Here is a 14,705-nt window from a genome sequence, read left to right on the forward strand (position 1 = left end):
CCATTTCGTTACAGTGTCACTTGCTCACAGTCTGCCTGCAAGCGATCGGCCTCGTCCTGCGGCATCCCGGCGCGCACTGCCGCCGCACAAATCCCCTGCCAGCTTCCCGGGTCCAACGGAATCCCCTGCGCCTTACGCAGACGGCGGTTGTTTTCCTCCCACTCGCCTGGCACCAGAATCGGCTCGTCATTACTATGCGGCGACTGTTTCACCCATTCAACGAAAGCCTGCGTTTGTTGCTGCATATCCGGCGCGGCAAACATGTCCGGGTTTAAAATAATGGTGGTCATACAGTTGAAAATAGCATCGACGCTGGCCTGCAAAGAGCCCTGATGGGTGGTCTGTCCGCCGGATAAGGCTCCCCCCATAATTTCGCACAGTGCCGCCAGCGCATAGCCTTTATGTTGCGCAAACGTCACCAGTGCCCCCAGCGGCGAACGATGCATAACCGCCGGGTCGTTAGTGGGAAGCCCCTGCGCGTCAATAAGACAACCATCGGGCACCGGCTCGCCTTTGTGGTAAGCCACGCGCGTTTTTCCAAATGCAATGGCGCTGGTTGCGTAGTCCAGCAACAGGGGCGATTGCCCTTCCCGGGGGAAAACCACGCAAAAAGGATTTGTTCCGAACCGGCTGTCTTTTCCGCCAAACGGGGCCACCATCGGATCGCCGACGACGTTGACAAAATGGATGGAGATAAAACCGGCTGCGGCACACTGTTCGGCCCAGTAACCAATACGTCCAATATGATGGGAATTGTGAAGCGCAACGGCGGCAAGGCCATGTTGTCGGGCCTTTTCAATGCCCAGTGAGATAGCCTCATGCGCGGCGACCTGACCAAAAGCCTGATTGCCGTTCAGGGTGACCACCGCGCCCATATCTTTCACCACGCTGGCATGGCGGTTAAGTTGCAGGTAGCCCTGTTCAAGGGAGCGAACATAGCTCGGGATCATCCCTACGCCATGAGAATCGTGTCCGGCAAGATTTGCCGCCAGCAAATGGTCCGCAACCAGGCGAGCTTCCTGTGGTTCGCTGCCCGCATAGTGCAGGATTTTCTCGATAAAATGGTGTAAGCGCTGGGGATGAAGACGAAACCCTGTATCCATTGATAATTCTCCATTTATTATGTTGTTGTCTGCATTTCCATGCTGCATGTGAGCTTGCCTGAGGTCAATAACTGTACGGGCACAGAGAATAATGACCTGAAGATTGTTTCTGTGCGGGATAAACATGCAATGCACGGTGTTAGTACCGGGCATCTGTGCTTTAATTCCTGCACGACAGAACGAAGGAGTGGCTTATGAGTTTTTTCCGTCCGGTGGCGCTGGATCACGCCAGCCGCTTGCTGAATCACGGCCCGACCATACTGATTACCAGTCGTGATGAGAGTATCGACCGTCGCAATGTTATGGCGGCGGCCTGGTCAATGCCCGTTGAATTTTCCCCCGCCCGCATCGCGATCGTGGTGGACAAAAGCGCCTGGTCGCGTGAACTGATTGAACGCAGCGGTATGTTCGGCATTGTGGTGCCGGGCGTGGCGGCCACCCGCTGGACCTGGGCGGTGGGCAGCATTAGCGGTCGCGAAGAGGATAAATTCAACTGTTACGGTATTCCGGCCATCGCTGGCCCGGTACTGGGGCTGCCGGTCGTAGAGGAAAAATGTCTGGCGTGGATGGAATGCCGCCTGTTGCCGCCTACTGCCGCAATGGAAAAGTATGACACCTTGTTTGGTGAGGTTGTCTCGGCCGCTGCGGATGAACGCGCCTTTAGCAACGGCCACTGGCAGTTTGATAATGACCAGTTGAACACCATCCACCATCTGGGCGGCGGCAATTTCGTCACCAGCGGCAAATCGATAAAAGTTCCAGGTTAACCTGAAACTCGCCCCGGTAAGCGCAGCGCCACCGGGGACAATTCCAGGATGCGGCGTAAACGCCTTATCACTGCTACGTCCCCCCTCGCCCCTTTTGGGGAGAGGGTTGGGGTGAGGGGAAAAGCGTGCGCAGACATTTCCCCGCAAGCCATTACATCTGATAACCGGGCTTCTTAATGAGTGTGTCCATCTGCGGCCCGATTTCCGTATCCCATACTTCGCTTTTCCACGCATCCGGGTCGATTTCGGTTAACGCGACGCTGATGGAACTGTCTTTGCTGCTTAAATGACGGGTGATCACATCGGCGATATCGGCCGCCAGCGCGGTTTTTTGCTCATCGTTCAGGTCACGGGGAAAACATTTGATATCAACATGTGGCATGGTGTGCTCCTTATAGTGGGACAACCAACCTACCACACTGAAAAAACGTCAGTTATCAAATAATGTCGTTACGGCGCAAAACGGACTGCAGCCTGGGTTGCGCGCAAACCGCATCGGCAATCGCGCTGATTTTCGGCGTGTTTTCCTTAAACCAGTCATGCCGTGGCCCCCAGGTTCTGATTACACAGATATAGATATCTAACAACGTTAGCTGTTCGCCAAACGCGTACGGCGTGGCATGTAACTGCTGTTCCAGCCAGATATAGAGTGATTTACGATACGCGATACAGTGGTCGCGCAGTTCTTGCGCCGCACCGGGAACGAAGCGTTCGGGATAGTCGGCATAGGTGAATGTCGGGTAAACATTTGCCACCAGCCAGACCAACAGCCGCCAGAACTGATTACGTTCAGGCGTGCCCGTCGGCGGCGCCAGATGCGGGTGTTCATCGAGGATCATTAACGCAATGGCAGCCGATTCCGTCATGATGCTGCCATCGTCAAGTTGCAGCGTAGGCACCTGGCAAAGCGGGTTGAGTTTCAGCAATTTTTCCTGGTTATGCCCCGGCGAATCGAACCCTTCAACATTCTCAAACTGATAAGGGATATCCGCCAGCGTCAGCATCAGCTCACTGATGGCTGAACCCCAGCCGGGTGCGCCATAAACGGTGATCATATGACCTCCTTTCTTGCGAGTGAACAGTAAGTCTACGTCAAACTGGCAAGAAAGGTGTCGACCTGCTGTGGGCTGGTAAGACGCACAAAGCGGATGTGTTGATACTGCGGGTTGGCCATATCGGCCGCGTAACGTACCCGGTTATGGCGCCAGGTTTTTAATGTCCAGATGAGGATTGACTCGCGGCTTAAAAATGCGCGACGGAAACTTTCCGTATTGCCGGTGCCAGGCCACAGCTCTTTTCCCTGCCATGCCCGGCGAATCACCCGAAGCACCGCCTGGCGCAGGGTACGCCAGAAACCGTAATCCAGCCAGATAACCAGATCGACATCCCGCCATTTGATCGGCCGCGATCGGTTGTAATTGCCGTCCAGTACCCAGCCTGGCGTGGCATTCAGCGTCTCTTCTAACAATGCGTAGAAGTCCTCATCACTGCGCCCTTGCCACTCCGGCAGCCAGTAAAGCCTGTCCATTTCGATATACGGCACATTAAGTTGCGCGGCCAGCCGCCGCGAAAGCGTGCTTTTACCGCTACCACTAGTGCCGATCACATTAATTTTCATAGCGTTATGCCGAATCTCTTTCTACAAAATGAAATCCAATATCCACAATAGTTTCTTGCTGAGGCAGCCCTTCGATGCGATCCGCCAGCAGCGTAGCGGCACGTTGACCGATAACCTGCCGGTCGACGCTGACCGTTGTGATGGAGGGATGGGTATCGGCGGCAAAATCCAGATCGCCAAAGCCAATCACCGCCAGATCCTGTGGCACCCGTAATCCGCTGGCCTGTGCTTCAACAATCGCCCCCTGAGCAAGGGTATCCGAACTGCAAACAATCACATCGAAGCTACCCTTTTTCAGCAAATCGCGAAGCCCCTGCCGCCCCGAGGCAAAACGCGCCGGGAGCGAGACATCCACAAAAGCGGGCTCGCGAATATCATTACGCGCCAGCGCCTCGCACAGTCCGCTTTTACGCAGCGCCGCACGATTATCTACCGTCCACAGCAAGCCGGGGCGTTTATAGCCTTTACGCAGCAAATAATCCGCCGTTGCCTCCCCCACTTTTTCATGGGAAAAGCCCACCAGCATATCCAATGGTGTGGGGGTGAGATCCCAGATTTCTACCACCGGTACGCTGGCATTGAGGATCACACGCTTTAATTCCGTTGAGTGGTGGATCCCTGTGAGGACAATACCGTCCGGACGACGTGATAAGAGCGTAGCCACCAGCTCTGCTTCCGTTTGCTGGGCGTAACCCGCCACACACAGCAGCATATGATAACCGCGTACCGCCAGCTCATCGCTTATCGACTGAATGGTATCGACAAACATGCTGTTATTGATTTGCGGGACCACAACGGCAATCAGTTTGCTGCGCCGGGACGCCAGCCCCCCCGCCAGCGCGTTGGGGATGTAGCCGGTAGCCTTGACCGCCGCGAGCACTTTTTCCACGGTTTTAGGACGCACCAGTTGCGGGGTGTTCAGTGCCCGGCTGACGGTCATTGATGACAACCCCGCCGCGCGGGCGACATCTTCTAATGTGGGGGCCCTGGGGGGCACAGGACGAGAGGTTTTCGACATGTAAACTCACAACGGCTTCTTTTTGTGACAGGGATTATAAGCGATTTGTTAGCTTAATTCGCTTCTCTCTCATTATTTTAATCAGCTTTAAAATCAGTAGATTAAAAACAGAATCACACCGTAATGTTAGCGATATCATTTAAAGCTAGACAATTTCACAAACTGTTTTGAAGTGTGAGCCAGCACAAATAAAACCTCTCTTTGACGTCTCTTATTGTGATCAATTGTACATATTGACGGCAAAATGCTGGCGGTCTATTCTCAACTGAATTAAAAATGTTAGCGCAAACATTATTACCGTTCACAGGAGTCAATCATGACCGTAAGTGCGAATTCCGCTGCTGTAACCTATGCCAAAGCGCAGGGTGTTAAAACTGCCGCCGAAACCGGCGACCGTATCGAGTGGGTAAAACTCTCCCTCGCGTTCCTGCCGCTGGCTACCCCCGTAAGTGATGCGAAAGTGCTGACCGGTCGTCAGAAACCGCTGACCGAAGTTGCCATTATCATCGCGGAAATTCGCAGCCGTGACGGTTTCGAAGGCGTCGGTTTCAGCTACTCGAAACGTGCAGGCGGCCAGGGTATTTATGCTCACGCCAAAGAAATTGCCGATAATCTGCTGGGCGAAGACCCGAACGATATCGACAAAATTTACAGCAAACTGCTGTGGGCTGGCGCATCCGTAGGCCGTAGCGGTATGGCCGTACAGGCCATCTCCCCTATCGACATCGCGCTTTGGGATATGAAAGCAAAACGTGCCGGTCTGCCGCTGGCAAAACTGCTTGGTGCGCACCGTGATTCCGTACAGTGCTACAACACCTCCGGCGGCTTCCTGCACACACCGTTGGATCAGGTTCTGAAAAACGTGGTGATCTCCCGTGAAAATGGCATCGGGGGTATCAAACTGAAAGTCGGTCAGCCGGACACCAAAGAGGATATCCGTCGTCTGACCGCCGTGCGTGAAGCACTGGGCGATGATTTCCCGCTGATGGTTGACGCGAACCAGCAATGGGACCGCGAGACCGCCATTCGCATGGGGCGTAAAATGGAGCAGTTCAATCTGATCTGGATTGAAGAGCCGCTGGACGCCTACGACGTGGAAGGCCACGCCCAACTGGCCGCCGCACTGGATACGCCCATCGCGACCGGCGAAATGCTGACCAGTTTCCGCGAACACGAACAGCTTATTCTGGGCAACGCCAGCGACTTCGTTCAGCCGGATGCCCCACGCGTTGGCGGTATCTCTCCGTTCCTGAAAATCATGGATCTGGCCGCGAAGCATGGCCGTAAACTGGCCCCGCACTTTGCCATGGAAGTGCACCTGCACCTCTCTGCCGCCTACCCGCTTGAGCCGTGGCTGGAGCACTTCGAATGGCTGAACCCGCTGTTTAATGAGCAGCTTGAACTGCGCGATGGCCGCATGTACGTCTCCGACCGTCATGGACTGGGCTTCACGCTGAGTGAACAAGCGCGCGCCTGGACTCAGCTAAGCTGTGAATTTGGCAAACGTCCGTAACAGGTCATAAAGACGGGAAATATTCCCGTCTTTATTTATTGCAGCATGAAGACTGGCATAGTTATGCCCCGCTGTTTCGCCATATTATTGTACTCCCGACGGAGCAGCGTTTTTTATTTCTCGCGCACGCAATATAAATAACCCGTCACAGTCACAGGTTGCGTCAACATCCTGGCATTATCCCTGCTCGTTACTTTTAAATATATTTATTACGCTTATCCATTTACCTTTAAAAAAACAGCAGCCGATTAAGATCTTTTAATTTTCCCCATAAATAATGCAATTGCAGAATATATGTGATCGTGAGGGCACATTTATACATTTATTATGGATCCTCTCTGGGTATTTTTATATAAATGTTAGCGCAAACATACATAAAGAAAAGGAGTGTTCCATGACCTTGAGTGCCTGTACTGGCGCCATCTTATGCCGAGAGACAACGTACCCGCTCTGCCATAGCAACAGCGTGCTGCCGCTGGCCGGCCTGCTTGTCCGTTCGGTCAACGCCACGAAGTAAATAACCGACGGAGTCATTCCCGTTTAATACACACGTCGGGGGAAACCTCGTCGAGGAATCGATTATGAGTAATGTTATTAAGCGCACCAGCGTGCGCCACGGTATTCTTATTTTCTTATTTCTGGCTACGGTATTTAACTATGCTGACCGCGCGACCCTTTCAGTGGTCGCCCCTATCATGAGTAAAGAATTAGGCTTTGAGCCAGAAGCACTCGGACTGGCCTTTTCGGCATTCGGCATTTCGTATGTCATTATGCAAATCCCCGGCGGATGGCTGCTGGATAAATATGGTTCGCGCCTTGTTTATGGCTGCGCGTTAATTGGCTGGTCAATCGTCACCATGTTTCAGGGAACAATTTATCTTTTTGCCAGTCCGTTAATTGTATTGGTTATTTTGCGCCTGCTAATGGGGGCGATTGAAGCACCGGCCTTTCCGGCGAACAGCCGCCTGAGCGTACAGTGGTTCCCCAATAAAGAGCGCGGTTTCGTGACAGCGGTTTATCAGGCCGCACAGTACATCTCGCTCGGGATTGTCACGCCGCTGATGACACTTATCCTGCATAACATGAGCTGGCACTACGTGTTCTATTACATCGGCGCTATCGGCGTGGTGCTGGGAATTGTCTGGCTGGCGAAGATTCGCGACCCGCTACAGCACAAGAAAATCAACCAGCAGGAGCTGGATTATATCCGCGAAGGCGGCGGCGAACCGGAGCTGGGTAATGCGAAGAAATCGGAAAAGATTTCCCTTGCCCAGATCAAAAGCGTCTGTGTGAATCGCATGATGATCGGCGTGTATATCGGTCAGTTCTGCGTAACGTCTATCACCTGGTTCTTCCTGACCTGGTTTCCGACCTATTTATATCAGGCAAAAGGGATGTCGATTCTCAAGGTCGGGTTTATTGCCAGTATTCCGGCGATCGCCGGGTTTATTGGCGGCCTGATGGGCGGTGTGTTTTCTGACTGGTTATTAAAACGCGGTTACAGCCTGACCACTGCGCGCAAATTCCCGGTTATCTGCGGCATGTTGCTCTCCTGCGTGATTGTGGTGGCAAACTACACCCAGTCAGAAGTGGTGGTCATTGCCGCCATGAGCCTGGCCTTCTTCGCCAAAGGCTTCGGTAATTTAGGCTGGTGCGTACTGAGCGATACCTCGCCGAAAGAAGTGCTGGGCATTGCGGGTGGCGTCTTTAATATGTGCGGCAACCTGGCCAGTATTATTACGCCTCTGGTGATTGGGGTGATTCTCTCCAGTACCCAGTCGTTTGATTACGCCATTTTGTATGTGGGATCGATGGGCTTAATTGGCCTGTTCTCTTATCTGTTTATTGTCGGTTCGCTGGAGCGTATTCAACTTACGCCTTCCGCCGCCTGAAAATGAACGTACGCTGCTTCGCATCCGGCGAAGCAGCATGTTCGTCTCTCACAACACCTTCGATAAAAACTGCCTTGTCCTTGGATGCTGCGGATGGTTGAGCACCGTGTCGCTGTCGCCCTGCTCCACAATTTTGCCATCTACCATAAACACCACCTGATCCGCGACTTCGCGGGCAAAACCGATTTCGTGCGTAACCACCACCAGGGTTGTACCGGAACGGGCCAGCTTTTTGATGACATCCAGCACTTCGCCAACCAGTTCCGGATCCAGCGCAGAGGTGGGTTCATCGAACAGCATTACCCGTGGGCGCAGCGCCAGCGCGCGGGCAATGGCAATACGCTGCTGCTGCCCACCAGAAAGATGGCGTGACCAGGCATCCTCTTTATTGCGCAGCCCTACCACATCGAGCAACTGATACGCCTGCTCAATGGCCTCTTTGCGACTGAGCCGCTGATGGGCTATCGGCGCTTCAATCAGGTTTTCCAGTACCGTGAGGTGCGGGAACAGATTGAAGTTCTGAAACACATAGCCCACGTTTACCCGCTGGCGCAGGATCTCGCGCTCTTTCAGTTCATAGAGCTTATCCCCTTTGCGGCGATAGCCAATATAGTCGCCATCAATCTGAATAAAGCCTTCATCGACACGCTCCAGATGATTAATGGTGCGCAAAAGCGTCGATTTGCCGGAGCCGGAAGGTCCGAGAATCACGGTCACGGTGCCTGGCGGGATCTCAAGCGACACATCATCCAGCGCCTTATGACGACCAAAATATTTGCTGACCCCGGTAATCGAAATATGACCATTAAGAGAGGCTGGCATGAATCGGCTCCTGTGGTTGCGCGACACGGGCAGGTGTCGTAGCCCGCACCCGGCGGGAATTGACGGCGGAGCGACGTTCGCTGCGCGCCAGCCAGCGTTCAACCAGATGCTGAATCACCGACAGCACGCTGGTGATCACCAGATACCACACGGCACCCACCATCAGTAACGGGATCACCTCCTGGGTGCGGTTGTAGATCATCTGAATGGTGTAGAACAGCTCCGGCATCGCCAGCACATAGACCATCGCCGTTCCCTTAGCGAGGCTGATAATTTCATTAAAACCGGACGGCAAAATGGTCCGCAGCGCCTGCGGCAGAATAATGCGTAGGGTGCGTCGCCAGGCAGGAAGCCCTAATGCGGCGGCGGCCTCATACTGCCCGTGATCGACCCCTAAAAAACCACCACGAATGATTTCCGCCGTATAGGCGCTTTGCACCAGCGTCAGGCCAACCACCGCCGTGGAAAATTGCCCCAGCACATTCACCGTTTCGTAGTGCGCCCAGCTCAGTTGCGTAAACGGAATGCCAATCGTCAGCGTGTCATAGAGATAAGAGAAGTTGTAGAGAATAATCAGTACCACAATCAGCGGCAGTGAACGAAACAGCCAGATATAGCTCCACGCCAGGCTGCTCAATAGCCAGGAGCTGGACAACCGCGCCAGCGCCAGCACGCCGCCAAAGATAACGCTTAATGCCGTACCGAGTAGCGTTAATAACAGCGTCTGACCCAGACCTTCCAGGATCACGGGATCAAAGAACCAGCGGGCAAAAACGCGCCACTCCCAGCGTGGGTTAAAGGCGACGGACTGGACTACAATCGCCAGTACGATCAACGCGATAACAGCCCCGACGATCCGCATTGGGTAGCGTGCCGGGACAACTTTGATAGACTCTGTCGTTTTCATGTTTATCCCTCAGGCAGTTTTACTGAGCGTGTCGACCGCTAAGGTCTTGGTAAACCGCAGGCGGCCATCGAACGGTGGCTGGCTGTACTCCTCCGGGTCGCGCGTCAGATCGAACTGCGCTTCATAACCCTGGCGAAGATAGAGCTGCACCGCTTCCGGCTGACGAAAGCCGGTGGTCAGAAAGATGCGGCTGTAGCCCGCCAGCACCGCGCGCCGTTCCAGTTCGGCCACCACTCTACTGGCCAGCCCCTGCTTGCGCAGGGTGTGTTGTGTCCAGATGCGTTTGATTTCCGCCGTGTGGGCATCTTTCGGTTTGTACGCGCCGGTGGCGATAATCGCCCCGTCACGCTCCAGCACAATGAATAGCCCCTGCGGCGGCAGATACCACTCCGTCAGTTCCACCTCGGCATCTTTAGAAAAATAATCGCCATAACGGGCGGCATATTCGCCAAACAGACCGGCTATCACGGGCTGCAATTCCGGTGCGTCGGGGGAGATATCACGGAAACGTTCGCTCATCTGCGCCTCCTTAGTCGCCCAATCCGGCGGGGTTGATTTCTGAGGTCGGGATCTTCTCAACGCCCTCACCCCAGCGATTGAGCACTTTTTCGTAATCGCCATTTTTAATGACGCCATTAAGCGCAATCTGTACCGGCTCCACCAGGCCGCTGCCTTTTTTCAGCGTGACCGCGATATGTGCCGCTTTCGGCCAGCCGCCGTCCACGCTGCCTACCAGACGGGTTTTATTGGTCAGCGCGGCTTTCCAGGCGCCAATCACATTCGGGCCAAAGAAGGCATCCGCACGACCGGACTGCAGTGCCAGCGTCTGGGCGGCATCATCTTTGGTGTAGACCGGGGTGAACGGTTTAAGCCCTTTCTTTTCGTTTTCCGCATTCCACGCCAGCAGAATGGCCTCCTGATTGGTGCCGGAGCCGACGATAATACGCAGCCCGGCGATGTCCTCTGCCTTCTCAATGGCTTTGATCGGGCTACTGGATTTCACGTAAAAGCCGAGGGAATCTTTGCGGTAGGTGGCGAAATCAAACTTCTCTTTGCGCGCTTTGGTGACGGTGATATTGCTGATTGCCGCATCATATTTGCCGGAGGTGACCCCGAGCGGCCAGTCCTCCCAGGAGGTCGGCACCACGTTCAGTTCCAGACCGAGGCTGTCGGCAACCAGACGGGCGATATCTACCTCACTGCCGAGCAGGGTTTTGTTGTCATCAGAAAAGACCGTCAGCGGCGGCGAGTTAAGGGCGGCCACCGCCACCGTAAATTTTCCCGGTACCGCCAGATGATAATCTTTCGGCAAGCGGGCCACCGCGTCGGCATTGCGCGGCGTGTTAATGGGCGTTTTGTTAGCTTCAAGGCTAACGCCGGTGCCGTTAATCGTGACGTCATTGGCCCAGACCAGCGGCGCGAACGCCAGTGTCACTGCGAGGAGGAGCGATGATTTCTGCATAGCGTATTCTCTTTATTGTTTTGTGAATTGATTCGCAGGTTGTTGTAAACCAAGACTTTCGCGCAGGGTCGTGCCGGGATAGGCCTTACGGAACAGACCGCGAGCCTGCAAAATCGGCACCACGGTGTCGACAAAGCGTGGGAAAGTATCCGGCGTACCGCCCTGGATGATAAAACCGTCGGCTGCCCGCTCGTCGAACCACTGTTGCAGGCCGTCTGCCACCTGCTCCGGGGTGCCGGAAAAACGCGGGCGCGGTGAGGCCGCCTCCAGCGCCACCTGACGCAGCGTTAAGTGGCGCTCACGGGCATGACGTTTGATTTCATCGGTGGTACTGCGAAAACTGTTTTGCCCCAGAGTGCCAATGTCCGGGAAAGGTTCATCCAGCGGGTACTGACTAAAATCATGGTGTTCGAAATAACGGCCAAGGTAATTGAGCGCATCCTGAATGGAGACCAGCGCTGCGGTGGTCTGATATTGCTGCTCGACGTCCTGCGCATTATCACCAACAATCACGCTGACGCCCTGGAAGATATGTAATTCATCTTCGCGACGGCCATTATTAATCAGTTGCGCTTTGACATCGCGATAAAAATGTTTGGCCTCGTCGATCGTCTCGTGGTGGGTGAAAATCGCATCAGCGTGTCGTGCCGCTAATTTCTTGCCATCATCAGATGCGCCCGCCTGAAATATAATGGGTCGTCCTTGTGGCGTGCGGCCAATATTCAGTGGCCCGGCGACCTGAAAAAAATCGCCACGATGATTAAGCGTATGCAGTTTTTGCGGGTCAAAGAATTGCCCTGTCGCTTTATCGCGAACAAAGGCATCCTCTTCCCAGGAGTCCCAAAGTCCTTTCACCACGTCCAGATATTCATCGGCGATGCGATAACGCAGCGCATGTTCCGGGTGCTGCTGGCGAGAAAAGTTTTTTGCCGAGCCCTCCAGCGGCGAGGTGACGACGTTCCAGCCCGCGCGCCCGTTGCTTAAATGGTCGAGGCTGGCAAACTGACGCGCCACGGTAAAAGGTTCGCTATAGGAGGTCGACAACGTGCCAACCAGCCCTAAATGGCGGGTGACGCTCGCCAGTGCCGATAATACGGTGATGGGTTCAAAACGGTTTAGAAAATGAGGAATGGATTTTTCATTAATATATAAGCCATCGGCGACAAATAAAAAATCGAATTTTCCCTCTTCGGCTTTTAATGCCGTTTCCTGAACAAAAGAAAAATTAATACTGGCGTCGGCTTTGGCTGCCGGGTGTCGCCACGCGGACATATTTCCGGATGCGCCATGCAATATGGTGCCAAGGCGCAGTTGACGAGCTTGTGACATAATCCATCCTCATTTTCAGGCAACAGGTTCCCCGGAGCTGTCGCCCCAGGTTGTTTTATTCCGTTATGGCTGGAGTAAGGCTTTTTCAGCCAGCAACGCGAAATAGCGCGCGGCGTCTTCAATTAATGCTTCATCAGGATTAAACGACGGATGGTGCAAGCCATATTCACTGGCGCTGCCAATACTGACAAACGCACCGGGAATATGTTCGAGATAGACGGCAAAATCTTCCCCGCCCATATGCAACTGTGCTACCTGCGTGTCATAGCCGTGCCAGTCCGCAACGTCGCGGGTAAAGGCGGCCCAGCGTTCATCGTTAACCAGCGCCGATGGGCCTTCGAACCAGCGCACGGTGATCTCTGCATCAAAGGCGCGGGCCAGTCCGGCAGCGATATCATTGACGCGCTCCTTCACTTTTTCACGCACCTCACTACGGTGGGTACGCAGCGTGCCTTCCAGTTCGACCTGCTCCGGCAGCACATTCCAGGTATTGCCGCCCTGCATCCGGGTAACACTCAGTACCACCGAATCCAGGGTATCCACATTCCGGCTGGCGATGGTTTGTAGCGCGACCACAAGCTGGCTGGCGAGCAGGATGGCGTCATTACCTTCATGGGGACGCGCGGCGTGCGCCCCTTTACCGCCGACCTGCACGACAAAGCGGTCAACGTTGGCATAAAACGGGCCGCCGCGCGTGGCGAACGTGCCCACGGGCAGGCCAGGCTCATTGTGCATGCCAAAAATAGCGCTGACACCGTTTAGCAAGCCTGCCTGAATGAGCCGCTTTGCGCCGCCGAAATTCTCTTCCGCAGGCTGGAAGATCAGCCGCACGCGTCCCGGTAAAGCGGATTCTTTCTCTTTTAGCAACAGTGCCGCACCAAGCATGACACTGGTATGGATGTCATGGCCGCAGGCATGCATCACCCCTTTATTGCGCGAGGCATAAGGTACGTCGACCGCCTCTTCAATCGGTAAGGCATCAATGTCCGCGCGCAGAGCAATCACCTTGTCGCCACTGCCCACCTCCGCGACCACGCCCGTAGGCAAGGTGGTGGGGACTAAGCGCAGCCCGGCATTTTCCAGCCAGTGGCTTACCCGGCGGCTGGTTTCAAACTCCTGTAAAGACAGTTCCGGGTACTGATGCAACTCACGCCGCCAGTCAATCAGTTGTTGAACAAAACTCATTGCGCCACCTCCTGGATAACCGTGCTTTGCCGCCAGGATTCACTCAGCAGGCGCAATGAAGCAATACGCGCATTGGGGTCAACCAACGGGTTATCAAGAATGAACTCATCCACGCCAAATTCCGCTGCCAGCGCATCCAGCCCGGCCAGCACAGTTTCTGCGGTGCCTTTAATCAGCGACGGTTCCCGGCGGAAAATTCGTACCGCCGGGCTTCCTGCCTGACGTGCGAAGGCCTGAGCCTGGGCTTCGCTGGCAACGCTGACCCGTTGACCGTTTTCCAGTTCAACACCCCAAATCTCCACCTGCTGCGCCAGCCGTTCGGCATCGTTTTGCGTGTCGGCAACAATCACCTGCACGGCGACAATCAGGTCGCGCTGGCTCAGCGCTCGCCACTGCGTGACAACGTCACGTAGCAATGTTCTGTCGCCATTGAGATGGGCCGCAAAAACGAAATTCCAGTCGAGTTTCGCCGCCAGTTGTGCGCTCTCAAGGCTCGCGCCGAGCAGAAACCCCTGCGCACGTTCTGTGGGAAGCGGTGTGGCGGCCAGAGATTCCGCATCGGCAGTAGCCTGCTTCGCGTTAAGCCAGTTATCCAGCTCACCGAGTTGGTCGGCAAAGCTCCCCTTATCTTGCGGGTGCAATCCTCGCTGTAATGCGCGTGTGGACAGAGGCAGTCCGCCTGGCGCTTTACCGATACCGATATCGATACGGCCAGGAGCCAGCGAAGCCAGCACGTTGAAGTTTTCCGCGACTTTATAAGGGCTGTAGTGTTGCAACATGACGCCGCCGGAGCCGATGCGGATCCGCTGCGTTTGTCCTGCAATCCAGGCGATAAGCAGTTCAGGGGATGGGCTGGCGAGTTGGGACGTATTGTGATGTTCCGCAATCCAGAAGCGGTGAAAGCCGCCTCTTTCTGCCTGTTGCGCCAGTTGTAACGTACGGTTCAGCGCATCCTGTGCGGTTTCATTTTCCGCAATCGGGCTTTTATCCAGCAAACTCAGACGATAAGACATGCAGCACGCTCTTATTGGGTAACATGTCTGCATTATTGGAATGGGCTTACGGCCTTGTGAAACAATTAATTTACAT

At 54.7% G+C, this 14,705-nt stretch carries 13 protein-coding genes and 1 pseudogene; 3 read left to right on the forward strand and 11 right to left on the reverse strand.

Annotated elements, in window-relative coordinates; all coding sequences use genetic code 11:
- Positions 1–8 precede the first annotated feature (8 nt).
- Positions 9–1,103, reverse strand: coding sequence for a malate/lactate/ureidoglycolate dehydrogenase (locus MRY16398_RS14845; RefSeq protein WP_125124699.1), 1,095 nt, complete (start codon positions 1,101–1,103; stop codon positions 9–11).
- 194 nt (positions 1,104–1,297) lie between these two features.
- Here MRY16398_RS14845 and MRY16398_RS14850 point away from each other — a divergent pair, with 194 nt between their 5' ends.
- Positions 1,298–1,870 (forward strand): flavin reductase family protein, encoded by a 573-nt coding sequence (locus tag MRY16398_RS14850; RefSeq protein ID WP_079497459.1) that lies wholly within the window; start codon positions 1,298–1,300, stop codon positions 1,868–1,870.
- Between the two features lie 151 nt (positions 1,871–2,021).
- Here MRY16398_RS14850 and pptA read toward each other — a convergent pair whose 3' ends face one another.
- Genes pptA through MRY16398_RS14870 form a run of 4 tightly spaced genes read right to left on the reverse strand, consistent with a single transcriptional unit; the run spans position 2,022 to position 4,506 of the window.
- Complete coding sequence (gene pptA / locus MRY16398_RS14855) at positions 2,022–2,252, reverse strand: tautomerase PptA (RefSeq protein WP_039079069.1); 231 nt, start codon at positions 2,250–2,252, stop codon at positions 2,022–2,024.
- Positions 2,253–2,307: 55 nt separating this feature from the next.
- Positions 2,308–2,925 (reverse strand): glutathione S-transferase family protein, encoded by a 618-nt coding sequence (locus MRY16398_RS14860; RefSeq protein ID WP_107223093.1) that lies wholly within the window; start codon positions 2,923–2,925, stop codon positions 2,308–2,310.
- 32 nt (positions 2,926–2,957) lie between these two features.
- On the reverse strand, positions 2,958–3,488 hold the full coding sequence (locus MRY16398_RS14865) for an AAA family ATPase (protein WP_039079071.1): 531 nt from the start codon (positions 3,486–3,488) through the stop codon (positions 2,958–2,960).
- Between the two features lie 4 nt (positions 3,489–3,492).
- The gene (locus tag MRY16398_RS14870) at positions 3,493–4,506 is read right to left on the reverse strand and encodes a LacI family DNA-binding transcriptional regulator (RefSeq protein ID WP_039079072.1); all 1,014 of its coding nucleotides are present in this window, start codon (positions 4,504–4,506) and stop codon (positions 3,493–3,495) included.
- 316 nt (positions 4,507–4,822) lie between these two features.
- Between MRY16398_RS14870 and MRY16398_RS14875 the strand changes: the two genes are divergently transcribed.
- Both MRY16398_RS14875 and MRY16398_RS14880 read left to right on the forward strand, forming a co-directional pair.
- Positions 4,823–6,019: an L-talarate/galactarate dehydratase gene (locus MRY16398_RS14875; RefSeq protein ID WP_039079073.1), complete on the forward strand. Its 1,197-nt coding sequence runs from the start codon at positions 4,823–4,825 to the stop codon at positions 6,017–6,019.
- 581 nt (positions 6,020–6,600) lie between these two features.
- On the forward strand, positions 6,601–7,911 hold the full coding sequence (locus MRY16398_RS14880) for an MFS transporter (RefSeq protein ID WP_125124700.1): 1,311 nt from the start codon (positions 6,601–6,603) through the stop codon (positions 7,909–7,911).
- A gap of 48 nt (positions 7,912–7,959) precedes the next feature.
- Here the strand turns inward: MRY16398_RS14880 and MRY16398_RS14885 are convergent, their stop codons facing one another.
- From MRY16398_RS14885 to MRY16398_RS14915, 6 genes and pseudogenes are all read right to left on the reverse strand, one after another.
- Positions 7,960–8,733 (reverse strand): amino acid ABC transporter ATP-binding protein, encoded by a 774-nt coding sequence (locus tag MRY16398_RS14885; RefSeq protein ID WP_125124701.1) that lies wholly within the window; start codon positions 8,731–8,733, stop codon positions 7,960–7,962.
- Entirely contained in the window at positions 8,717–9,640 is a 924-nt protein-coding gene (locus MRY16398_RS14890; RefSeq protein ID WP_079497464.1) for an amino acid ABC transporter permease, read from the reverse strand. Before MRY16398_RS14890 ends, MRY16398_RS14885 begins: the two co-directional genes overlap by 17 nt.
- Before the next feature lie 9 nt (positions 9,641–9,649).
- A complete protein-coding gene (locus tag MRY16398_RS14895; RefSeq protein ID WP_107223090.1) occupies positions 9,650–10,159 on the reverse strand; it encodes a GNAT family N-acetyltransferase in 510 nt (169 codons plus the stop codon).
- A gap of 10 nt (positions 10,160–10,169) precedes the next feature.
- A pseudogene (locus MRY16398_RS30620) lies at positions 10,170–12,431 on the reverse strand (NtaA/DmoA family FMN-dependent monooxygenase).
- 63 nt (positions 12,432–12,494) lie between these two features.
- A complete protein-coding gene (locus tag MRY16398_RS14910) occupies positions 12,495–13,616 on the reverse strand; it encodes an amidohydrolase (RefSeq protein WP_125124703.1) in 1,122 nt (373 codons plus the stop codon).
- Entirely contained in the window at positions 13,613–14,629 is a 1,017-nt protein-coding gene (locus tag MRY16398_RS14915) for an LLM class flavin-dependent oxidoreductase (protein WP_125124704.1), read from the reverse strand. Before MRY16398_RS14915 ends, MRY16398_RS14910 begins: the two co-directional genes overlap by 4 nt.
- Positions 14,630–14,705: the final 76 nt, after the last annotated feature.

The organism is Phytobacter sp. MRY16-398 (assembly GCF_003925915.1).
GTDB classification, from domain to species: domain Bacteria; phylum Pseudomonadota; class Gammaproteobacteria; order Enterobacterales; family Enterobacteriaceae; genus Phytobacter; species Phytobacter diazotrophicus.

Coding starts and splice junctions, on each gene's coding strand:
- MRY16398_RS14880 (WP_125124700.1), top strand. CDS start 6,601: ATGAGTAATGTTATTAAGCGCACCAGCGTGCGCCACGGTATTCTTATT.
- MRY16398_RS14915 (WP_125124704.1), bottom strand. CDS start 14,629: ATGTCTTATCGTCTGAGTTTGCTGGATAAAAGCCCGATTGCGGAAAAT.
- MRY16398_RS14865 (WP_039079071.1), bottom strand. CDS start 3,488: ATGAAAATTAATGTGATCGGCACTAGTGGTAGCGGTAAAAGCACGCTT.
- MRY16398_RS14860 (WP_107223093.1), bottom strand. CDS start 2,925: ATGATCACCGTTTATGGCGCACCCGGCTGGGGTTCAGCCATCAGTGAG.
- pptA (WP_039079069.1), bottom strand. CDS start 2,252: ATGCCACATGTTGATATCAAATGTTTTCCCCGTGACCTGAACGATGAG.
- MRY16398_RS14850 (WP_079497459.1), top strand. CDS start 1,298: ATGAGTTTTTTCCGTCCGGTGGCGCTGGATCACGCCAGCCGCTTGCTG.
- MRY16398_RS14895 (WP_107223090.1), bottom strand. CDS start 10,159: ATGAGCGAACGTTTCCGTGATATCTCCCCCGACGCACCGGAATTGCAG.
- MRY16398_RS14875 (WP_039079073.1), top strand. CDS start 4,823: ATGACCGTAAGTGCGAATTCCGCTGCTGTAACCTATGCCAAAGCGCAG.
- MRY16398_RS14870 (WP_039079072.1), bottom strand. CDS start 4,506: ATGTCGAAAACCTCTCGTCCTGTGCCCCCCAGGGCCCCCACATTAGAA.
- MRY16398_RS14910 (WP_125124703.1), bottom strand. CDS start 13,616: ATGAGTTTTGTTCAACAACTGATTGACTGGCGGCGTGAGTTGCATCAG.
- MRY16398_RS14845 (WP_125124699.1), bottom strand. CDS start 1,103: ATGGATACAGGGTTTCGTCTTCATCCCCAGCGCTTACACCATTTTATC.
- MRY16398_RS14885 (WP_125124701.1), bottom strand. CDS start 8,733: ATGCCAGCCTCTCTTAATGGTCATATTTCGATTACCGGGGTCAGCAAA.
- MRY16398_RS14890 (WP_079497464.1), bottom strand. CDS start 9,640: ATGAAAACGACAGAGTCTATCAAAGTTGTCCCGGCACGCTACCCAATG.